The 19,819-nt window shown below is 66.3% G+C and carries 28 protein-coding genes; 25 read left to right on the top strand and 3 right to left on the bottom strand.

Features of this window, described 5'->3' with window-relative positions; genetic code table 11:
• Window positions 1-189: 189 nt before the first annotated feature.
• The 4 genes from BS69_RS0106295 to BS69_RS0106280 all read left to right on the top strand — a co-directional run bounded on the left by BS69_RS0106295 (window position 190) and on the right by BS69_RS0106280 (window position 3,776).
• Window positions 190-573, top strand: a complete 384-nt coding sequence (locus BS69_RS0106295) for a hotdog domain-containing protein (protein WP_029941119.1) — start codon at window positions 190-192, stop codon at window positions 571-573.
• Window positions 566-1,978, top strand: a complete 1,413-nt coding sequence (gene lpdA / locus BS69_RS0106290; RefSeq protein WP_029941118.1) for a dihydrolipoyl dehydrogenase — start codon at window positions 566-568, stop codon at window positions 1,976-1,978. The genes BS69_RS0106295 and lpdA overlap by 8 nt, the downstream gene beginning before the upstream one ends.
• A 19-nt stretch (window positions 1,979-1,997) precedes the next feature.
• Complete coding sequence (locus BS69_RS0106285; RefSeq protein ID WP_029941117.1) at window positions 1,998-3,293, top strand: Xaa-Pro dipeptidase; 1,296 nt, start codon at window positions 1,998-2,000, stop codon at window positions 3,291-3,293.
• A 63-nt stretch (window positions 3,294-3,356) separates the two neighbouring features.
• Window positions 3,357-3,776, top strand: a complete 420-nt coding sequence (locus BS69_RS0106280; RefSeq protein WP_029941116.1) for a cupin domain-containing protein — start codon at window positions 3,357-3,359, stop codon at window positions 3,774-3,776.
• 2 nt (window positions 3,777-3,778) lie between these two features.
• Here BS69_RS0106280 and BS69_RS0106275 read toward each other — a convergent pair whose 3' ends face one another.
• The gene (locus BS69_RS0106275; RefSeq protein ID WP_037504409.1) at window positions 3,779-4,840 is read right to left on the bottom strand and encodes a glycosyltransferase family 4 protein; all 1,062 of its coding nucleotides are present in this window, start codon (window positions 4,838-4,840) and stop codon (window positions 3,779-3,781) included.
• On the bottom strand, window positions 4,837-5,742 hold the full coding sequence (locus BS69_RS0106270; RefSeq protein WP_169738066.1) for a UDP-2,3-diacylglucosamine diphosphatase: 906 nt from the start codon (window positions 5,740-5,742) through the stop codon (window positions 4,837-4,839). The genes BS69_RS0106275 and BS69_RS0106270 overlap by 4 nt, the downstream gene beginning before the upstream one ends.
• A gap of 155 nt (window positions 5,743-5,897) precedes the next feature.
• Here BS69_RS0106270 and BS69_RS0106265 point away from each other — a divergent pair, with 155 nt between their 5' ends.
• The 7 genes from BS69_RS0106265 (at window position 5,898) to BS69_RS0106235 (ending at window position 11,982) form a co-directional block, all read left to right on the top strand.
• Window positions 5,898-6,593, top strand: coding sequence for a hypothetical protein (locus BS69_RS0106265; RefSeq protein ID WP_029941113.1), 696 nt, complete (start codon window positions 5,898-5,900; stop codon window positions 6,591-6,593).
• Window positions 6,594-6,776: 183 nt separating this feature from the next.
• Window positions 6,777-7,148 (top strand): 30S ribosomal protein S12, encoded by a 372-nt coding sequence (rpsL, locus tag BS69_RS0106260; RefSeq protein WP_028969180.1) that lies wholly within the window; start codon window positions 6,777-6,779, stop codon window positions 7,146-7,148.
• Window positions 7,149-7,207: 59 nt separating this feature from the next.
• Window positions 7,208-7,678: a 30S ribosomal protein S7 gene (rpsG, locus tag BS69_RS0106255; protein WP_029941112.1), complete on the top strand. Its 471-nt coding sequence runs from the start codon at window positions 7,208-7,210 to the stop codon at window positions 7,676-7,678.
• Between the two features lie 70 nt (window positions 7,679-7,748).
• Window positions 7,749-9,842 carry an elongation factor G gene (gene fusA / locus BS69_RS0106250; protein ID WP_029941111.1) on the top strand — a complete coding sequence of 698 codons (2,094 nt, stop codon included), beginning with the start codon at window positions 7,749-7,751 and terminating at the stop codon, window positions 9,840-9,842.
• A 74-nt stretch (window positions 9,843-9,916) separates the two neighbouring features.
• Window positions 9,917-11,107: an elongation factor Tu gene (tuf, locus tag BS69_RS0106245; RefSeq protein WP_029941110.1), complete on the top strand. Its 1,191-nt coding sequence runs from the start codon at window positions 9,917-9,919 to the stop codon at window positions 11,105-11,107.
• Window positions 11,108-11,142: 35 nt separating this feature from the next.
• Window positions 11,143-11,565 (top strand): DUF6481 family protein, encoded by a 423-nt coding sequence (locus BS69_RS0106240; protein ID WP_342665808.1) that lies wholly within the window; start codon window positions 11,143-11,145, stop codon window positions 11,563-11,565.
• A 27-nt stretch (window positions 11,566-11,592) separates the two neighbouring features.
• Window positions 11,593-11,982: a reverse transcriptase-like protein gene (locus BS69_RS0106235; protein ID WP_029941108.1), complete on the top strand. Its 390-nt coding sequence runs from the start codon at window positions 11,593-11,595 to the stop codon at window positions 11,980-11,982.
• 70 nt (window positions 11,983-12,052) lie between these two features.
• Here BS69_RS0106235 and BS69_RS0106230 read toward each other — a convergent pair whose 3' ends face one another.
• Window positions 12,053-12,811 carry an imm11 family protein gene (locus BS69_RS0106230; protein ID WP_029941107.1) on the bottom strand — a complete coding sequence of 253 codons (759 nt, stop codon included), beginning with the start codon at window positions 12,809-12,811 and terminating at the stop codon, window positions 12,053-12,055.
• A 335-nt stretch (window positions 12,812-13,146) separates the two neighbouring features.
• Here BS69_RS0106230 and rpsJ point away from each other — a divergent pair, with 335 nt between their 5' ends.
• From rpsJ to rplE, 14 genes are all read left to right on the top strand, one after another.
• Window positions 13,147-13,458: a 30S ribosomal protein S10 gene (rpsJ, locus tag BS69_RS0106225; RefSeq protein WP_028969184.1), complete on the top strand. Its 312-nt coding sequence runs from the start codon at window positions 13,147-13,149 to the stop codon at window positions 13,456-13,458.
• 208 nt (window positions 13,459-13,666) lie between these two features.
• Window positions 13,667-14,416 carry a 50S ribosomal protein L3 gene (rplC, locus tag BS69_RS0106220; protein WP_029941106.1) on the top strand — a complete coding sequence of 250 codons (750 nt, stop codon included), beginning with the start codon at window positions 13,667-13,669 and terminating at the stop codon, window positions 14,414-14,416.
• A gap of 3 nt (window positions 14,417-14,419) precedes the next feature.
• The gene (rplD, locus tag BS69_RS0106215) at window positions 14,420-15,046 is read left to right on the top strand and encodes a 50S ribosomal protein L4 (protein WP_029941105.1); all 627 of its coding nucleotides are present in this window, start codon (window positions 14,420-14,422) and stop codon (window positions 15,044-15,046) included.
• On the top strand, window positions 15,039-15,359 hold the full coding sequence (locus BS69_RS0106210) for a 50S ribosomal protein L23 (RefSeq protein ID WP_029941104.1): 321 nt from the start codon (window positions 15,039-15,041) through the stop codon (window positions 15,357-15,359). The genes rplD and BS69_RS0106210 overlap by 8 nt, the downstream gene beginning before the upstream one ends.
• A gap of 6 nt (window positions 15,360-15,365) precedes the next feature.
• Complete coding sequence (gene rplB, locus BS69_RS0106205) at window positions 15,366-16,208, top strand: 50S ribosomal protein L2 (RefSeq protein WP_029941103.1); 843 nt, start codon at window positions 15,366-15,368, stop codon at window positions 16,206-16,208.
• A gap of 3 nt (window positions 16,209-16,211) precedes the next feature.
• Window positions 16,212-16,487: a 30S ribosomal protein S19 gene (gene rpsS, locus BS69_RS0106200; protein ID WP_029941102.1), complete on the top strand. Its 276-nt coding sequence runs from the start codon at window positions 16,212-16,214 to the stop codon at window positions 16,485-16,487.
• Window positions 16,487-16,864, top strand: coding sequence for a 50S ribosomal protein L22 (gene rplV / locus BS69_RS0106195; RefSeq protein ID WP_037504408.1), 378 nt, complete (start codon window positions 16,487-16,489; stop codon window positions 16,862-16,864). The genes rpsS and rplV overlap by 1 nt, the downstream gene beginning before the upstream one ends.
• Complete coding sequence (gene rpsC, locus BS69_RS0106190; RefSeq protein ID WP_029941100.1) at window positions 16,864-17,577, top strand: 30S ribosomal protein S3; 714 nt, start codon at window positions 16,864-16,866, stop codon at window positions 17,575-17,577. The genes rplV and rpsC overlap by 1 nt, the downstream gene beginning before the upstream one ends.
• A 12-nt stretch (window positions 17,578-17,589) precedes the next feature.
• The gene (gene rplP, locus BS69_RS0106185) at window positions 17,590-18,021 is read left to right on the top strand and encodes a 50S ribosomal protein L16 (RefSeq protein ID WP_029941099.1); all 432 of its coding nucleotides are present in this window, start codon (window positions 17,590-17,592) and stop codon (window positions 18,019-18,021) included.
• 2 nt (window positions 18,022-18,023) lie between these two features.
• A complete protein-coding gene (gene rpmC, locus BS69_RS0106180) occupies window positions 18,024-18,236 on the top strand; it encodes a 50S ribosomal protein L29 (protein WP_029941098.1) in 213 nt (70 codons plus the stop codon).
• 12 nt (window positions 18,237-18,248) lie between these two features.
• A complete protein-coding gene (gene rpsQ, locus BS69_RS0106175) occupies window positions 18,249-18,524 on the top strand; it encodes a 30S ribosomal protein S17 (RefSeq protein WP_029941097.1) in 276 nt (91 codons plus the stop codon).
• Between the two features lie 29 nt (window positions 18,525-18,553).
• Complete coding sequence (gene rplN / locus BS69_RS0106170; protein WP_029941096.1) at window positions 18,554-18,922, top strand: 50S ribosomal protein L14; 369 nt, start codon at window positions 18,554-18,556, stop codon at window positions 18,920-18,922.
• Window positions 18,922-19,242, top strand: a complete 321-nt coding sequence (rplX, locus tag BS69_RS0106165) for a 50S ribosomal protein L24 (protein ID WP_029941095.1) — start codon at window positions 18,922-18,924, stop codon at window positions 19,240-19,242. The genes rplN and rplX overlap by 1 nt, the downstream gene beginning before the upstream one ends.
• Window positions 19,235-19,819, top strand: coding sequence for a 50S ribosomal protein L5 (gene rplE / locus BS69_RS0106160; protein WP_029941094.1), 585 nt, complete (start codon window positions 19,235-19,237; stop codon window positions 19,817-19,819). Before rplX ends, rplE begins: the two co-directional genes overlap by 8 nt.

Genomic DNA, 19,819 nt, shown 5'->3' with positions numbered 1-19,819 from the left:
TACGGGGGCTCTCATCGGGTTTGCTTTCATGTCGCTTCTTGGCTTGAAGAGCCCTGAGGGTCGGATCTCGCCTCTTGGCGACATTGTGTTGGCGGGGAGTGTCGGGGCCGTGATCGGGGCATTCACCGGATTGGCGTGGTGGTCGAGTATCAGGAGGCGAGCCCGGATCAGTGTGAGCGAGAGGCAGTCGTGACCCGCGCTCCGCTTATCCGCACCACGGCCATGCCGACCGACACCAACCCCTATGGCGGCGTGTTCGGGGGGTGGCTTATGGGGCAGATGGGGCTGGCCTGCGGGAGCTTCGTGTCGCGGCGGACGGGCGGCAAGGCGATCCTGGTGGCGGCGGACGCGCTGAAATTTCCGGGCGCGATGGCGGTCGGCGACGAACTGTCGGTCTATGTCGAGGTGCTGAAGGAGGGACGGACCTCGCTCCGCCTCAAGGCCGAGGGCATCGCCCGCGAGCGCGACGGCGACAAAGAGACTTTGGTGGCGGAGGGGGAGTTCACCTTCGTCGCCCTGGACGAGAACAACCGGCCGCGGCCGATCGCGGCGAAGGAAGAGACACATGGCTGAGAATTACGACCTCATCGTGCTGGGCTCGGGGCCCGGCGGCTATGTCGCGGCGATCCGGGCGGCGCAGCTCGGGCTCAAGGTCGCCATCGTCGAGCGCGAGCTCCTGGGCGGCATCTGCCTCAACTGGGGGTGCATCCCGACCAAGGCGCTGCTCCGCTCGGCCGAGATCCTCCATTATGCGCAGCATGCCGACAGCTATGGCCTGAAGCTCGCGGGCAAGATCGAGGCCGATCTCGCGGCGGTGGTGAAGCGCAGCCGCGGCGTCGCCAAGCAGCTCAATCAGGGCGTCACGCACCTGATGAAGAAGAACAAGATCACCGTGCATCTGGGGACGGGGACGATGACCGGCCCGACCAGCATGACGGTGAAAGGCGACAAGGGCGAGGAACAGCTCAGCGCCAAGCATGTCATCCTGGCGGTGGGTGCGCGGGCCCGCGACCTTCCGTTCGCGCCGGCCGACGGCAAGCGGATCTGGACCTATCGCCACGCGATGACCCCGACCGAGATGCCGACCAGGCTGCTAGTCATCGGCTCGGGCGCGATCGGGATCGAGTTCGCGAGCTTCTACAACGACATGGGGGCGGAAGTGACCGTGGTCGAGATGCTCGACCGGATCGTGCCCGTCGAGGATGCCGAAATCTCCGCCCAGCTCGAGAAGAGCCTGACCAAGCAGGGCATCACCATCATGACCGGCGCGGGGGTTGAATCGATCGCCGCCTCGGCCTCGGGCGTGAAGGCGAAGATCAAGGGCAAGGACGGCAAGGTCGCCGATCAGGATTTCAGCCACTGCATCGTCGCGGTGGGGATCGTCCCCAATACCGAGAATGTGGGAATCGAGACGCTGGTCGAGATGGACCGCGGCTTCATCCAGATCGATCCCTATGGCCGGACCAGGTCCAAGGGGCTGTGGGCGATCGGCGACTGCACGCCGGGGCCGTGGCTGGCGCACAAGGCGAGCCACGAAGGCGTCACCGCTGCCGAAGCGATCGCGCAGGAGCTCGGCAACAAGGAGGTGCATCCGCATCCTCTCAATCGCTCGGCCATTCCGGGCTGCACCTACTGCCACCCGCAGGTCGCCAGCGTCGGGCTGACCGAGGCCAAGGCCAAGGAAGCGGGCTATGAGGTGCGGGTCGGCAAGTTCCCCTTCATCGGCAACGGCAAGGCGATCGCGCTCGGCGAGACCGAGGGCTTCATCAAGACGGTTGTCGACGCCAAGACCGGTGAACTGCTCGGCGCGCACATGATCGGGGCCGAAGTGACCGAGCTGATCCAGGGCTATACGGTCGGCAAGACCGCCGAACTCCTCGACGAGGATTTCGCGCAGACCATCTTCCCGCACCCGACGCTGAGCGAAATGATGCACGAAAGCATCCTCGCCGCGCAGGGGCGGGTGATTCACATCTGATTTGGTAGCGGGGGACCACATGAAGCGATTGCTCCTTGGCGCGGCGGCGCTGCTCGGCCTGGCGACGCCGGCGGCGGCCGAGAAGGTCGTGGTCACCGCCGACCGGATGGTCGACGTACTGACCGGCAAGGTGGTCGAGAGCCCGGCCGTGTTCATCGGCGACGACGGGCGGATCACGGGAATCGCCGACGCGCGGCTCGTCCGCTGGTCGAGCGACGTCCGGCACATCGCGCTGAGCGGCACGCTGCTGCCGGGCTTGATCGACATGCACGTCCACCTCGACAGCCCGGCCGACATCGGCGGCTATCGCGGGCTGGAGTTCACCGACAGCTTCTTCGGCATGACCGCGGTCAGGAATGCGCGCGACATGCTCGACGCAGGGTTCACCACGGTCCGCAACGTCGGGTCGAGCAATCGCAACGACATCGGGCTGAAGCAGGCGATCGACAATGGCTATGCGGTGGGCCCGAGGATCGTGCCGGCCGGCTACGCGCTGGGCGCGACCGGCGGGCATTGCGACAGCACCTTCCTCCCGCCCAGCCTTGAGAAGGCGAAGAAGGAGGAGGGCGTCGGCGACGGGGTCGAGGAGCTTCGCTACCAGGTCCGCCGCCAGCGCAAGTTCGGGGCCGAGGTGATCAAGGTCTGCGCGACCGGCGGGGTCTTCTCGCGCAACACCGAGCCCGGGCAGCAGCAATTGTCCGAGACCGAGCTTCGCGCCATTGCCGACGAAGCGCATCAATGGGGTCTGCGGGTCGCCGCCCACGCCCATGGCGCGAGCGGGATCAAGGCCGCGATCCGCGCGGGCATCGACACCATCGAGCATGTCAGCCTGGTCGACGACGAGGGCATCAGGCTCTGCAAGGAGCGCAAGCAGCCCTGCTGGTTCTCGATGGACATCTACAACACCGACTACACGCAGGCCGAGGGCAAGAAGAACGGCATTCTCGAGGACAATCTGAGGAAGGACCGCGAGGTCGCCCAGATCCAGCGCGACAATTTCCGGAAAAGCCACCGGGCGGGTGTGCGGATGGTGTTCGGGACTGACGCCGGCGTGATGCCGCACGGCCTTGCCGGCCGCCAGTTCGCGACCATGGTGCAATATGGGATGACCCCGTTGGAGGCGATCCAGGCGGCGACCCGCAACGGCGCGGAGGCTTTGGGCCGGGAGGGCGACGTCGGGGCGATCGCGGTGGGGCGCTACGGCGACCTGGTCGCGGTCGGCGGCGATCCCTTGCGCGATCCGACGGTGCTCGCGAGCCCGCTGGCGGTGGTCAAGGGCGGCGTGCTGGTGAAGGCCCCCGCCGCCCCACGCTGAGGCGCGGAACGACCCGCCGCCCTTCCGGGTTGGCGCTGCGAACATGGTAGGAGGGTGGATCCCATGAACACGCTGACGACCAAGCGCGGTTATTGCGCCGACATCGACGAAGCGACCATCGCCAACAACGATTTCCGGCGGGTTCTCTACACCGGCGAGCATCTGCAGCTGGTGCTGATGAGCCTCGCGCCCGGCGAGGAGATTGGCGAGGAGACCCACCCCGACCGCGACCAGTTCTTTCGCTTCGAGGAAGGCGAGGGCGTGGTGGTGATCGACGGGGTCGAGAACCGGGTGAAGGACGATTATGCGGTGATCGTTCCGGCCGGCGCGCGCCACAATGTGAAGAACACGGGCGAGGAGCCGCTGCAGTTCTACACGCTCTACGGCCCGCCCGAGCACAAGGACGGCACGGTCCACCAGACCAAGGCGCAGGCCGAGGCCCAGCATGACGAGGACGAGTGGGACGGCCGGACGACCGAGTGAGGTCAGGCGAAGGCGAGGCTCGGCGCGAGTTCGCTGACGGTGGCGAGACCGGCGACGAAGGCGTCGGTGCACCGTTCCCAGTCGTAATGGGCCGCTTCGCGGACGCAGGCAGCGCGGTCGGCGTCTAGCGCGAGCCGAATGGCGACGGCGAGATCCTCGTGGACGGCACCGATCCGCCGGTCGCCCCCATGCGTGCCGGTGCCCCTGGGCCCGAGGATGTCGCGCGGTCCGGGGACCGGAAAGCCCGCGACCGGCAGGCCCGAGGCGAGCGCCTCGATGTTGACGAGGCCGAAGGTGTCGGTCCGGCTCGGAAAGATGAACAGGTTGGCGGCAGCATAAGCGGCGGCGAGCTCGGGCCCGTGGAGGGCGCCGAGGAAGATCGCCTGCGGGAAGGCCGCGCGCAGCTCGGGCAAGGCAGGTCCGTCGCCGACGACGACCTTGGTGCCAGGGACATCGGCGGCAAGGAAGGCGGCGAGATTCTTCTCGACCGCGACGCGGCCGACGCTGAGCAGGATCGGGCGCGGCAGCAGGGCTAGCGCCGGGTGCGGACCGGTCGACGGCGAGAAGAGGCCGAGGTCGGCGCCGAGCGGCCAGCGATGGACCGGGCCGATCCGTCGCTCGGCAAGTTCCGAGGCCAGCGTCGGCGTGACGGCGAAGACCCGCTCGGCCGGCGCATGGAAGCGGCGGATCATCGGCCAGATCCAGTCGGCGGGCAGGCCGGTGCGGACCGCCACATAATCGGGAAAGCGGGTGTGGAAGCTGGTGGTAAAGGGGCGGCCGTTCCTGACGCACCAGCGCCGCGCGGCGAGGCCGACCGGGCCTTCGGTGGCAATGTGGACGGCGGCGGGCGCAAAGGCGTCGAGCCGTGCCGCCACCGCGCGTCCGCAGCCGAGTGCGAGGCGAATTTCGGGATAGGTCGGGCAGGGGATGGTGCGGAAGCGGTCCGGGGTGAGAAGCTCGACCGTCCAGCCGCGCGAGCGGAGGCGGCGTTCGGTTTCGCTCAGCGCCCGGACGACGCCATTGACCTGCGGGTGCCAGGCGTCGCTGGCGAGGGCAAGCTTCATGCGGGAAGGGCGAGCGGGGCAGCAGCGCGGCGGGCGGCCATGGCTTCGGCGCGGACCCGCTCGGCCCAGTTGAGGATCGACATCTCGCCCGAATAATCCTCGACCAGCGCGGTGCAGCTCTCCACCCAGTCCCCGTCATTGTAATAGGTAACCGTGCCGATCTGCTCGATCGCGGCGCTGTGGATATGGCCGCACACGACCCCCGTCGCGCCCCGTTCGGCGGCCGAGTGGGCGACCGCCGCCTCGAACCCCGAGATGTAGGAGACGGCGTTCTTCACCTTCTTCTTGAGGTGCGCCGACAGCGACCAATAAGGCAGGCCGAGGAGCTTGCGGCCGAGGTTCACAAGCCGGTTGAGCTTGAGGAGCAGGGTGTAGGCATGGTCGCCGAGGAAGGCGAGCCAGCGGGCGTAGAGCACAACCCCGTCGAACTCGTCGCCATGGAGGACCAGCAGGCGGCGGCCGTCGGCGGTAACGTGAATCGCCTCCTGCGCGAACTCGACCCCGCCGAAGGCCAGGGTCGTATAGCCGCGCAGGAATTCGTCGTGGTTGCCGGGGATATAGACGACGCGGGTGCCGTGCTTGGCCATCTTGAGGATCGCGCGGACGACGTCGTTGTGGCGGGCCGGCCAGTAGAAGCCTTTCTTGAGCTGCCACCCGTCGATGATGTCGCCGACGAGGTAGAGCGTCTCGCATTCGACCGATTTCAGGAAGTCGAGCAGCAGCTCGGCGTTGCAGCCGGGCGTGCCGAGGTGGAAGTCGCTGATGAACACGGTGCGATAGGCGAGGCGCGGCTTGCGGGGATCGAAGTGGCGCGGCTCGGCGATCCAGTCGGCCGACGGGCGCTCCGGCGGACGGCTGGTCCGGGCCAGCGCCGCCACCCTTGCGAGCATCTTCTTCGTCATGACGGGCATTCCCCTGCCTGCTTGCGGTCGCAGCATAGGAGGGGCGCGAGTCGCCGGTTTGTCGGTCTCGCGACAGATTGGTGAACGGGCGGCCGGCTGGCCGTTAAACTTTTCTGTACCTTGCCGGCCCAGGATCACGCCCGAGGGGGCGGGGAATGCACAAGTTTCACTATCGATCGGGCAAGTCGGCCTTTCTGGCGCTGGTGTCGGGAGTCGCGGCGCTGCTGGCGGGATGGAGCTGGCTCGACCCCGATGGCGGCATCTTCTCGCTGGGGATTGCGCTCGTTTGCGGACTGGCGGCGGTCAAGTTGACGCTGGACGCGATGAGCGACGCGCCCGCGATCGCCTTCGACGCCGAGGGGCTGCGGATCCGCCGCACCTGGGGCCAGACCGCGGTCATTGCGTGGGACGAGGTGCAGGGCATTTCGGTCGAGGTGCTGACCATGCGCTACTGGGGGATCATCCCCATCGCACGCCACGAAACACTGGTCGTGCGCTGCGACGGCGGGCTGTTCGGCGCGCGTCGGCTGCGGACCGCGCTCAAGCTGGTGCAGTTGCCGCCGGGCGGGGCCGGGCAGCTCGTGGCGATGCTCACCGCCGCGCAGGTGGCGGCGGTGGGCGAGGCGGGGGTCGCGATGGCCGGGGCCGGGCGCCACGGCTGGGGCGCGAAATCGGTCAGTCTCGGGAGCCAGCCGCAGGCCGCGAGCGAGTTCGACGCCGACGCGGCGCTGGCCCGCTACCTCGCCCGCAAGGACGCCGACCCGGTCGCCGCCGCGCAGGCCGCCGCCGCGCCGACGCAACCCGTCGCCCCGGCGCGCCCGGTCTTCGGGCGCAAGTCGCAGGCTGGTTGACCTGATCGGGGGCTGGCGCTAAGGGGCCGCTCGTCCGGCGCCGGTCTCGAGCCGAAGGCGGACAGAGCAGAACATTGCGTTTCTTGAAGCGGGATGGCCGGCGGCCTTCGGGTCGGCCGGCCTTCGCGCTTGAGAGCCAAAGTAACCGCCGGGTCTTCCGGCAATCATAAGGTGAAGGGCTTCATGCCAACGATCAACCAGCTGATCCGCAAGGGTCGCGAGCCGCAGAAGGCCAAGAGCAAGGTCCCTGCGATGGAGCAGAATCCGCAGAAGCGCGGCGTCTGCACCCGTGTCTACACCACGACCCCGAAGAAGCCGAACTCGGCGTTGCGCAAGGTGGCCAAGGTCCGCCTGACCAACCAGCGCGAAGTCATCAGCTACATCCCGGGCGAGGGTCACAACCTCCAGGAGCACAGCGTCGTGCTGATCCGCGGCGGCCGTGTGCGCGACCTTCCGGGCGTGCGCTACCACGTGCTTCGCGGCGTGCTCGACACGCAGGGTGTCAAGGACCGGCGTCAGTCGCGCTCCAAGTATGGCGCCAAGCGGCCCAAGTAAGCTGATCGTCGGCCGCGCCGCGTCGTCACGCGGGCGCGCTGCTCAAGAAGGAATATCCTATGTCCCGTCGTCGTCGCCCAGAAAAGCGCGAGATCCTGCCGGACCCGAAGTTCGGTGACATCGTCCTGTCGAAGTTCATGAACAACATCATGCTCGACGGCAAGAAGTCGGTCGCCGAGAGCATTGTCTACGGTGCCCTCGAGGTCGTCGAGACCCGCCTGAAGCGCGAGCCGCTCGGCGTGTTCCACGACGCGCTCAATAACGTGAAGCCGGGCATCGAGGTCCGCAGCCGCCGCGTCGGCGGTGCGACCTACCAGGTCCCGGTCGAAGTCCGTACCGAGCGTGCCCAGGCGCTGGCCATCCGCTGGCTGATCGGTGCCGCCCGTGCGCGCAGCGAGAAGACCATGGCCGCCCGCCTGTCGGGTGAGCTGATGGATGCCGCGCAGAACCGCGGCAACGCGGTCAAGAAGCGCGAGGACACGCACCGCATGGCCGAGGCGAACCGCGCCTTCAGCCACTACCGCTGGTAAAAACCATCCCTATATCGTGGGGGAGGGCCGCACCCCGGCTCTTCCCCACATCGCTAAGGAACTGAGACCCATGGCCCGCAGCCATCCGCTCGACCGTTACCGCAATATCGGCATCATGGCGCACATCGACGCCGGCAAGACCACGACGACCGAGCGCATCCTCTATTACACCGGCAAGTCCTACAAGATCGGCGAAGTGCACGAAGGCACCGCCACCATGGACTGGATGGAGCAGGAGCAGGAGCGCGGGATCACGATCACGTCGGCCGCCACCACCTGCAAGTGGAAGGCCGAGGACGGTCAGGGCCCCGAGCACCTGATCAACATCATCGACACTCCGGGCCACGTCGACTTCACCATCGAAGTCGAGCGTTCGCTGCGCGTGCTCGACGGCGCGGTTGCCTGCTTCGACGGCGTTGCCGGCGTCGAGCCGCAGTCGGAGACCGTGTGGCGCCAGGCGGACAAGTACAAGGTCCCGCGGATGTGCTTCATCAACAAGCTCGACCGCACCGGCGCCGATTTCTATTATTGCGTCAACACGATCGTCGAGCGCCTCGGTGCGCGTCCGGCCGTGCTGTACCTTCCGATCGGCATCGAGGGCGGCTTCAAGGGCCTCGTCGACCTGGTCAACAACCGCGCGATCATCTGGCTCGAGGAGTCGCTGGGCGCGAAGTTCGAATATCAGGACATCCCCGATGACCTGAAGGAGAAGGCCGCCAAGTATCGCAGCGACCTCATCGAGCTCGCCGTCGAGCAGGACGACGCGGCGATGGAAGCCTATCTCGAGGGCAACGAGCCCGACGTCGCGACGCTCAAGAAGCTGATCCGCAAGGGCACGCTGGCGATGGACTTCGTTCCGATCGTCTGCGGTTCGGCGTTCAAGAACAAGGGCGTCCAGCCGCTGCTCGACGCGGTCATCGACTATTTGCCGAGCCCGCTCGACATTCCGCCGGTCGAAGGCGTCAAGCCGGGCACCGACGAAGCCGACAGCCGTCCGGCCTCGGACGACGCGCCCTTCTCGGCGCTGGCGTTCAAGATCATGAACGACCCGTTCGTCGGCTCGCTGACCTTCACCCGCATCTATTCGGGCACGCTGACCAAGGGCAGCTACCTGAACTCGGTGAAGGACAAGAAGGAGAAGATCGGCCGCATGCTCCTCATGCATGCGAACAGCCGCGAGGACATCGATGAGGCGCGCGCGGGCGACATCGTCGCGATCGCGGGCCTCAAGGAGACCACCACGGGTGACACGCTGTGCGATCCGGCCAAGCCGATCGTGCTCGAGCGCATGGAATTCCCGGAGCCGGTCATCGAGGTCGCGGTGGAGCCGAAGACCAAGGCCGACCAGGAGAAGATGGGCGTCGCCCTCAACCGCCTGGCCGCCGAGGATCCCTCGTTCCGCGTCACCACCGACCACGAGAGCGGCCAGACCATCATCAAGGGGATGGGCGAACTCCACCTCGAGATCCTGGTCGATCGCATGAAGCGCGAGTTCAAGGTCGAGGCCAATGTCGGCGCTCCGCAGGTCGCCTATCGCGAATATCTGAAGAAGCCGGTCGACATCGACTACACCCACAAGAAGCAGTCGGGCGGCACCGGCCAGTTCGGCCGCGTCAAGGTCAAGCTGACCCCGGGTGAGCGCGGTGCGGGCATCGTCTTCAAGGACGAGATCAAGGGCGGTAATATTCCCAAGGAATATATCCCGGCGATCGAAAAGGGCTTCCGCGAGACCGCGGCGACCGGCTCGCTGGTCGGCTTCCCGATCATCGACTTCGAAATCGTGCTGTATGACGGCGCCTACCACGACGTCGACTCGTCGGCGCTGGCGTTCGAGATCACCGCCCGCGGCGCGATGCGCGAAGCGGCCCAGAAGTCGGGCATCACGCTGCTCGAGCCGGTGATGAAGGTCGAGGTGGTTACCCCCGAGGATTATCTCGGCGACGTGATCGGCGACATCAACAGCCGCCGTGGCCAGATCCAGGGCACCGACAGCCGGGGCAACGCCCAGGTGGTCGAGGCGATGGTCCCGCTGGCCAACATGTTCGGTTACGTGAATCAGCTGCGCTCGTTCACCCAGGGCCGGGCGCAGTACTCGATGCAGTTCTCGCACTATGACGAAGTTCCGCAGAACGTCGCGGACGAGGTCAAGGCGAAGCTGGCGTAACCTGTTTTTTGACGCTAAGGGCGCGCTCGCAATCGGGCGAGCGGGCCCGCTGACAACCCAAGAAGAGGCGTAAAATGGCGAAGGCGAAATTCGAGCGGAACAAGCCGCACGTGAACATTGGCACCATCGGTCACGTCGACCATGGCAAGACCTCGCTCACCGCGGCGATCACCAAGGTGCTCTCGAAGCACGGCGGCGGCGAAGCCGTCGACTTCGCGAACATCGACAAGGCGCCGGAAGAGCGCGAGCGCGGCATCACCATCTCGACCGCCCACGTCGAGTATGAGACGGCCAACCGCCACTACGCGCACGTCGACTGCCCGGGTCACGCCGACTATGTGAAGAACATGATCACCGGTGCCGCCCAGATGGACGGCGCGATCCTGGTCGTGTCGGCCGCTGACGGCCCGATGCCGCAGACCAAGGAGCACATCCTGCTCGCGGCGCAGGTCGGCGTTCCGACCATGGTCGTGTTCCTCAACAAGGTCGACCAGGTCGACGATCCCGAGCTGCTCGAGCTCGTCGAGCTCGAGATCCGCGAAGAGCTCTCGAAGCGCGGCTTCGACGGCGACAACATTCCAATCGTCAACGGTTCGGCGCTGGCCGTCCTCGAGGACCGCAACCCCGAAATCGGCGACGAGAAGATCCTCGAGCTGATGAAGGCCGTCGACGAGTGGATCCCGCAGCCGGAGCGTCCGCTCGACAAGCCGTTCCTGATGCCGATCGAGGACGTGTTCTCGATCTCGGGCCGCGGCACCGTCGTGACCGGCCGCGTCGAGACCGGCATCGTCAAGGTTGGCGAGGAAGTCGAGATCGTCGGCATCAAGGACACCAAGAAGACCGTCGTCACCGGCGTCGAGATGTTCCGCAAGCTGCTCGACCAGGGCCAGGCCGGCGACAACATCGGTGCGCTGATCCGCGGCGTCGCCCGTGACGAAGTCGAGCGTGGCCAGGTTCTCTGCAAGCCGGGCTCGATCACTCCGCACACCGACTTCTCGGCCGAAGTGTACGTGCTGTCGAAGGACGAGGGTGGCCGTCACACGCCGTTCTTCGCCAACTATCGTCCGCAGTTCTACTTCCGCACCACTGACGTGACCGGCGAAGTGACCCTCCCCGAGGGCACCGAGATGGTCATGCCGGGCGACAACGTCACCCTCGGCGTCAAGCTGATCGCTCCGATCGCGATGGACCAGGGCCTGCGTTTCGCAATTCGCGAAGGCGGCCGCACCGTCGGCGCCGGCGTGGTGGGCACCATCACCAAGTAAGCGCTTCGCGCCTTCGGGTGCGAGGAATTGACAGATTGGGCCCGGCGCCTCGCATGAGGTGCCGGGCCTTTTCTCTTTGGTGCTTCCTTCAACAAAAGTGGGAATCTACATTGGCTTCATTCAAGGATCCCTCGTTCCAGGACCGCGTCGCAGCGGCCGGAAACGCAAGGCACAAAGCGCTGGCCCAGCTCAAGGCGAAGCCGGCGCCTGATGCGGCGGAATTGGCCGCGAAGCGCGAGGCGTGGGAAGCCGAGCAGCTCAGGCTTGCGGCCGAGCGCACGGCGAAGCGGGAAGCCGCGGCCCGGCTGAAGGCCGAGAAGGCGGCCCGGAAGGCGGCCGACCTTGAGGCGGCGAAGGCGGCGGCGGAGCTCAAGGCGGCCCGCCTCAAGCCCGCATCGCCGGAAGAGATGAAGGCGGCGCGCGATGCCCGCTATGCTGCGCGCAAGGCGCGCAAGTAGCGGGGATCATCGCCTGAAGGGGGCGCCGTGACTTCGGCCAGGGTCCTGAAGATCTTCTTCGACGGCGGTTGCCGGCCCAATCCCGGCCGGATCGAGGTCGCCGTGGTGGCGCGCGGGCAGGTGTATTTCTTCGACGATCTCGGGACCGGCGATCACGCCGATGCCGAGTGGCTGGCGCTCGGCAAGGCGCTGGAAGTCGCGCAGGCCCTCGGGGCTCAAGCCTTCGACCTCATCGGCGATAGCCTCGCCGTCGTTCGTCAGGCGAACGGGCAGGCGCCGTGCCGGAACCCGGCCGCACAGGGCCACAAGACCCGTTTCGATCGGGTCGCCGCCGTCCTCCCGCCGCGCCGGATCCGCTGGATCGCCCGTCACCAGAATCTCGCCGGAATCGCGCTCGACCGGCGGCGGCGGGCCTGACCTGACGCGGGGACCCGCGTTCAGCCGGTCGTCGAGGCCAGCTGAACGAGCCATCCCTCGACGAGTGATCTCACGGGACCTGCTTCATCTTGAAATGCCTAGGCAGGCGCAGCCCCGCATCGACGATCGCACCTCGAAGGTCGTCCGAGAGGCAGAAGAGGATCTGTGTGGAGTTTCGTTCGCGCCACAAGTGGACGTCGCCGAACTTCGCCTCAGACATCGCCAGCCCCTGGATCCCGGCGGCCTTGTCGATAAAGGCGTAAGTGTCCGGATAGGCGGGGCCGAAGCCGGACCATGATCCGCTCTTGCTCTCCTCCGGCACGAACGCGTGCAGGAACCGCCCGACGACCAGCACGTGATAGTTGACGGGGAGGGCCCGGCCCCGCGGCATCCGGATCTCAATGGGAAAGAACAGGTGCCGTCCCGGCTCGAATCGCTCGATGATCGTCTTCAAGCTCGTTTCGACTGCGATCAGGCCGAAGTTCAGGGCGATGATCGATCCGAGCGTTTCGTAGCTCTTCACAGTGACGAACGACTGCGGCGGCTCGTGCGTTTGAATCGCGCCGATGGGCGGACCTTCGGGTTCGGTGCGCGTTCCCTGCTCCTGCCTGAACTTGGCGGTCACGAAGGAGGGGTAGTTGCCCGCGCCGTACCCGACATGCTGGTCGCCAGGGTCGTAGAGCCGACGCTGCTCGTCCGGCGACTGCGCCAGATAATGCAGACGCAGCCGCTCCCACCAGGGAGGAAGGCTGCCGGTGTCGGGTCCTTCGAACTCGCCGTCGGGCCAAAACTCGCCGAATGTTGACGGCAGGCTCATCCCCCAGACCATCGTTCCCCCCTCCCATCACGCCTGTCCGCCAGCACGCTCCCGGATCGGAGCTCGCTGAGGCCCGGCCTATCAGAGATTTCTTTCCAAAGCGCACCCGTTTCCCCCTATCTTCGGGAGACGCCGACAGGCCGCTCTCGGTTCGACATCGGGTCGAAGGGCTTGATCTCGCCCCCCGTCCTCTGTAGAGGCGCTCCACCGGCGGGGATTCGTCCCGGCCAGTCAAGTTTCAGCGTTGGGGTCGTCCGACCCGGGAAACCGGGGACAGTCGGGTGCGGCCTCATGTTTTCTTGGGCGGGTAACCGTCCAGCGGCTCTTTGCAATCGGTAGTGGAACCCATGGAAACTCAGAATATCCGGATTCGTCTGAAAGCCTTCGATCACCGCGTGCTCGACCAGGCGACCGGCGACATTGCCGACACCGCGCGTCGCACCGGTGCTCTGATCCGTGGTCCGATTCCGCTTCCGACCCGCATCGAGAAGTTCACCGTCAACCGCTCGCCGCACGTCGACAAGAAGTCGCGCGAGCAGTTCGAGGTGCGCACCTACAAGCGCCTGCTCGACATCGTCCAGCCGACCCCGCAGACGGTCGACGCTTTGATGAAGCTCGATCTCGCCGCCGGGGTGGACGTGGAGATCAAACTGGCCTAAGGGCCTCGGCGTGGCGGTTGAATCGCTTAGCGATCCTGCTGCGCCAACAAGTTAGGGATACCGCGGGCGACCTTTTCACAAGGTTGTCCGGCCTGCGTCCCCCGCTTCCTGTTTTCGCAGGAATAGCCCAGGCGGGGCCGACGCATTTTTTCACGGGCTGCATGCCTCTCCCGGTAACGGGTTAGGCCTCTGTGAGGAGTGCAAGATCATGCGCACTGGCGTGATCGCTAAGAAGGTTGGAATGACCCGCCTGTTCCAGGCGGACGGACGTCACGTTCCCGTGACGGTTCTCCAGCTCGAAGGCGTCCAGGTGGTCGGCCGCCGCGAAGAGGGTACGGACGGTTATACCGCCGTGCAGCTCGGCGCGGGCGCGGCCAAGGCCAAGAATGTCAACAAGCCGCAGCGCGGTGCCTTCGGCAAGGCCGAGGTCGAGCTGAAGGCCAAGGTGGTCGAGTTCCGGGTCGCCGAGGACGCGCTCCTCGATGTCGGCGCCGAGATCGCCGCCGATCACTTCGTCGAGGGCCAGCTGGTCGACATCTCGGGTGTCACCCAGGGCAAGGGCTTCGCCGGCGCGATGAAGCGCTGGGGTTTCGGCGGTCTGCGCGCCACCCACGGCGTCTCGGTCTCGCACCGTTCGCACGGTTCGACCGGTAACCGCCAGGATCCGGGCCGCGTCTTCAAGAACAAGAAGATGGCCGGCCACATGGGCGCCCGCAACCGCACCCAGCAGAACCTCGAGATCGTCCGCACCGACGTCGAGCGCGGCCTGCTGTTCGTGAAGGGCTCGGTGCCCGGTCACAAGGGCAGCTGGCTGACCGTCAAGGACAGCGTGAAGATCGCCCGCAACGAGAATGCGCCGTATCCGGCCGGTCTTCGGACCGCGGCTGCGGCTCCCCAGAACAACGACGCTCAGGTGACGGACAATGCGCCGGCCGCCGACGAGAGCACGGAAGGCTAAGCGATGAAGGTCGAAGTCAAGACCCTCGACGCCGCTGGAAGTGGCAATGTCGAGCTCAATGATGCCGTGTTCGGCGTCGAGCCGCGTGCCGACATCCTGCACCGCGTCGTCACCTGGCAGCTTGCCAACCGCCGCGGCATGGCCCGCGCGGCCCGCGAGCGGTCGGATGTCGCCCGTTCGGGCAAGAAGTTCGGTCGCCAGAAGGGCGGCGGTACGGCTCGCCACGGCGATCGCCGCGCCCCGATCTTCATCGGCGGCGGCAAGGCCCACGGCCCGCGTGCCCGCCTGTTCACGCTGTCGCTGAACAAGAAGGTCCGCGCGCTCGGTCTCAAGATGGCGCTGTCGAGCAAGGCGAAGGGCGGTCAGCTGATCGTTCTCGACAACCTCGACGTGGCCGAAGGCAAGACCAAGGCGCTGGTCGAGAAGCTGGGCAAGCTCGGCTTCGGCAAGACCGCGCTGGTGATCGACGGCGACGCGCTGAACGTCAGCTTCGCGCACGCCTCGTCCAACCTCGTCGGCATCAACCTGCTGCCGGCGGTTGGCGCCAACGTCTACGACATCATGCGCCACGAGACCCTGGTCCTGACCAAGGCCGCGGTCGAGAAGCTGGAGGCCCGGTTCAATGGCTAAGAAGCCGACCACCCAGGCGGTCGACATCCGCCACTATGACGTGATCCGCGGGCCGCACATCACCGAAAAGACGACCATGCTCTCCGAGCATAATGCGGTCGTGTTCAAGGTGGCGGGCGACGCCAGCAAGCCCGAGATCAAGGCGGCGGTCGAAGCGCTGTTCAACCGCAAGGTTGCCAACGTGAACACCCTCGTCACCAAGGGCAAGTCGAAGCGCTGGAAGGGCAAGCCCTACCAGCGGTCGGACGAGAAGAAGGCGATCGTGACCCTGGCCCCGGGCCAGGACCCGATCGACATCACGAGCGGGATCTAAGGACCGATGGCACTCAAAGCATATAAGCCGACGAGCCCGGCCCGCCGTGGCCTGATCCTCGTCGACAAGAGCGCGCTGTGGAAGGGCAAGCCCGTCAAGGCGCTGACCGAAGGCAAGCGCAAGACCGGCGGCCGCAACAACAAGGGCCATGTGACCAGCCGCGGCATCGCGGGCGGCCACAAGCAGAAGTACCGGATCATCGACTTCAAGCGTCGTAACTGGGACGTCTCGGCCACCGTAGAGCGGCTCGAGTACGACCCCAACCGCTCGGCGTTCATCGCCCTCATCACCTACGAGGGTGAAGGCGGCGAGCAGGCGTACATCCTCGCGCCGCAGCGCCTCGCGCCGGGCGACAAGGTCGTCGCCGGCAAGAAGGTCGACGTGAAGCCGGGCAATGCGATGGAGATCGGCCAGATGCCGGTCGGCACCATCGTCCACAATGTCGAGCTCAAGCCCGGCAAGGGTGGCCAGATTGCCCGCGCCGCCGGCACCTATGTGCAGGTCGTGGGCCGCGACAAGGGCATGGTCATCGTTCGCCTGAACTCGGGCGAGCAGCGCTATGTCCGCTCGGACTGCATGGCGACCGTCGGTGCGGTGTCCAACCCGGACAACGGCAACCAGACCCTCGCCAAGGCCGGCCGTACCCGCTGGCTCGGCCGTCGCCCGCTCACCCGCGGCGTCGCCAAGAACCCGGTCGACCACCCGCACGGCGGTGGTGAAGGCCGGACCTCGGGCGGCCGTCACCCGGTCACCCCGTGGGGCAAGCCGACCAAGGGTGCCCGCACCCGTCACAACAAGGCCACGGACAAGTTCATCATCCGTAGCCGTCACGCGAAGAAGAAGGGCTAAGAGATGGCTCGTTCCGTCTGGAAGGGTCCGTTCGTCGAGCTGTCGCTCCTGAAGAAGGCCGAGACGGCCCAGGAGAATGGTGGCCGCGCGCCGATCAAGACCTGGTCGCGTCGCTCGACCATCCTGCCGCAGTTCGTCGGCCTGACCTTCAACGTCTACAACGGCCGCAAGTTCGTGCCCGTCTCGGTCAACGAGGACATGGTCGGCATGAAGCTCGGCGAGTTCGCGCCGACCCGGTATTTCCCGGGTCACGCGGCCGACAAGAAGGGCAAGCGCTAATGGGCAAGGTGGCAGCACCCCGCAAGGTGGGCGACAAGGAAGCGCTCGCCGTCGGCAACACCATCCGTGGCTCGGCGCGCAAGCTGAACCTGGTGGCGCAGCTCATCCGCGGCCGCAAGGTCGAGGAAGCGCTGAACATCCTCAAGTTCTCGCCCAAGGGCATGAGCGAGGATGTCTACAAGGTCCTCGCGTCGGCCGTGGCCAATGCCGAGAACAACCACAACCTCGACGTCGACGCGCTCGTCGTCGCCGAGGCCAGCGTTGGCAAGTCGATCTCGATGAAGCGCTTCGCGACCCGTGCGCGTGGTCGTTCGAGCCGCATCGTCAAGCCGTTCAGCCGCATCCGCGTCGTCGTTCGCGAGCAGGAAGAAGCCTAATGGGTCAGAAGTCTAACCCCGTCGGCCTCCGGCTGCAGATCAACCGTACCTGGGACAGCCGCTGGTTCGCGGAAGGCCAGGACTACGGGCGGCTGCTGCTCGAGGACCTCAAGATCCGCCAGTACATCGTCAAGACGCTGCCCCAGGCCGCCATCTCCAAGGTGGTGATCGAGCGTCCGGCGAAGCTGTGCCGCGTGTCCATCTATGCTGCGCGCCCCGGCGTGATCATCGGCAAGAAGGGCTCGGACATCGAGAAGCTGAAGAAGACCCTGTCGAAGATGACGGGTTCGGAAGTCAGCCTCAACATCGTCGAGATCCGCAAGCCCGAGATCGACGCGCGCCTGGTTGCCCAGGGCGTCGCCGACCAGCTCGAGCGTCGTATCGCCTTCCGCCGCGCCATGAAGCGCGCGGTCCAGTCGGCCCTCCGCCTCGGCGCGGAAGGCATCCGGATCACCTGCGCCGGCCGTCTCGGCGGCGCCGAGATCGCCCGGACCGAATGGTATCGCGAAGGCCGCGTTCCGCTGCACACGCTGCGCGGCAACGTCGATTATGCCGAGGCGCAGGCCCACACCGCTTATGGCGTGTGCGGCGTCAAGGTCTGGGTGTTCAAGGGTGAGATCCTGGGTCACGACCCGCTCGCCCAGGACCGCCTGATGATGGAAGCGCAGACTTCCGGCGTCCGCCCCGCGCGTGACGACGACCGGCGCCGGTAAGGAACAGAACCAATGTTGCAGCCTAAGCGCACCAAGTTCCGCAAGGCCTTCAAGGGCCGCATCCATGGCAATGCCAAGGGTGGCACCGAGCTCAACTTCGGCGCCTTTGGCCTGAAGGCCATGGAGCCGGAGCGGATCACCGCCCGCCAGATCGAAGCGGCTCGCCGCGCGATCACCCGTCACATCAAGCGCCAGGGGCGCTTGTGGATCCGGATCTTCCCGGACGTGCCGGTGTCGAGCAAGCCCGCCGAAGTCCGCATGGGCTCGGGTAAGGGTTCGCCCGAATTCTGGGTCGCCCGGGTCAAGCCCGGCCGCATCCTGTTCGAGCTGGACGGCGTTCCCGGCCCGCTCGCCAAGACCGCCTTCGAGCGGGCGGCGGAGAAGCTCCCCATCAAGGTCAAGGTGGTTGCCCGCCTTGGCGAAACCCTGGTTGAGGCCGACTGACCATGGCGAAGCGTGACGACCTGTCGGTGAAGACCGACGACCAGCTTTCGACCCAGCTCGCCGAGCTGAAGCGCGAGCAGTTCAACCTGCGCTTCCAGTCGGCAACCAACCAGCTGGAGAAGCCGAGCCGCGTGCGTGAGGTCCGTCGGACCATCGCCCGCATCAAGACCCTTCAGGGCCAGCGCTCGAAGAGCGCGCCGGCGCAGCAGGGCTGAGGAGAGTAACAGATGCCCAAGCGCGTCCTCACCGGCACCGTGGTGTCCGACAAGGGTGACAAGACCGTGGTGGTCCGCGTCGAGCGGCGGGTGAAGCACCCGCTGTACGGCAAGATCATCAAGCTGTCGAAGAAGTACCATGCCCACGACGAGGCGAATGCCTATTCGGTGGGTCAGCAGGTGCGCATCGAAGAATGCGCCCCCGTTTCGAAGCTCAAGACCTGGACCGTTGCCGGGCTGGTTGGCGAGGCCAAGGCCTCCGACCTGGCCGAAGCGGCCAACGTCTGAGCGGCACTGGTCAAGGATAGGATAGACCCATGATCCAGATGCAGTCCAACCTCGATGTCGCGGACAACAGCGGCGCCAAGCGAGTCATGTGCATCAAGGTGCTCGGTGGCTCGAAGCGTCGCACCGCGGGCGTCGGCGACATCATCGTCGTTTCCGTAAAGGAAGCTGCGCCGAAGGGCCGCGTGAAGAAGGGTGACGTGCATCGCGCCGTCATCGTTCGCACCGCCAAGGACATCCGCCGTCCCGACGGCTCGGTGATCCGCTTCGACAGCAATGCCGCCGTGCTGGTCAACAAGAACGAGGAGCCGATCGGCACCCGTATCTTCGGGCCGGTGGTGCGCGAACTGCGCGCCAAGAAGCACATGAAGATCATCAGCCTTGCGCCGGAGGTGCTGTAATGGCCGCCGCGAAGATCAAGAAGGGCGACAAGGTCGTCGTCCTCTCGGGCAAGGACAAGGGCAAGACCGGTGAGGTCGTGCGCTCCATGCCCAAGGAACAGAAGGTCGTGGTGAGCGGTGTCAACGTCGCCGTCCGCCACAAGAAGCCGACCCAGGCGGCCCCGCAGGGTGGTCTGGAGCGCAAGGAAGCGCCGCTGCACATCTCGAAGGTCGCGATCGCCGACCCGAAGACGGGCAAGGCGACCCGCGTTCGCTTCGAGGAGCGCGACGGCAAGAAGGTCCGCATCGCGGCCAAGTCCGGGGAGCTGATCAATGGCTGAGCAGGCTTACACTCCGCGCCTGCGGAAGGATTATGACGAGCGCATCGTCAAGGCGATGACCGAGAAGTTCGGCTACAAGAACCGTCTCGAGGTTCCGAAGCTCGAAAAGATCGTCATCAACATGGGTGTCGGTGAAGCCACCCAGGACAAGAAGAAGGTCGAGGCCGCTGCGGCCGAGATGCAGGCGATCGCCGGCCAGAAGCCGGTGATCACCAAGGCGAAGAAGTCGATCGCGCAGTTCAAGCTGCGTGAGGGCATGCCGATCGGTTGCAAGGTCACCCTTCGCCGCGAGCGCATGTACGAGTTCCTCGACCGCCTCGTCACGATCGCCCTTCCGCGCGTCCGCGACTTCCGCGGCCTCAACCCGAAGAGCTTCGACGGGCGCGGCAATTATGCGATGGGTCTCAAGGAACAGATCGTGTTCCCCGAGATCGAATATGACCGGATCGAGAAGGTCCGCGGCATGGACATCATCGTCACCACCACGGCGAAGACCGACGAGGAAGCGCGCGAGCTGCTGCGCCTCTTCAACTTCCCGTTCCCCGCAGACGCTGAACAGCAAAAGGCTGCCGCGTAA

The sequence above is a fragment of the Sphingomonas astaxanthinifaciens DSM 22298 genome (genome assembly GCF_000711715.1).
Taxonomy (GTDB): Bacteria; Pseudomonadota; Alphaproteobacteria; order Sphingomonadales; family Sphingomonadaceae; genus Sphingomicrobium; species Sphingomicrobium astaxanthinifaciens_A.
This window is presented reverse-complemented; position numbering and strand designations above follow the sequence as displayed.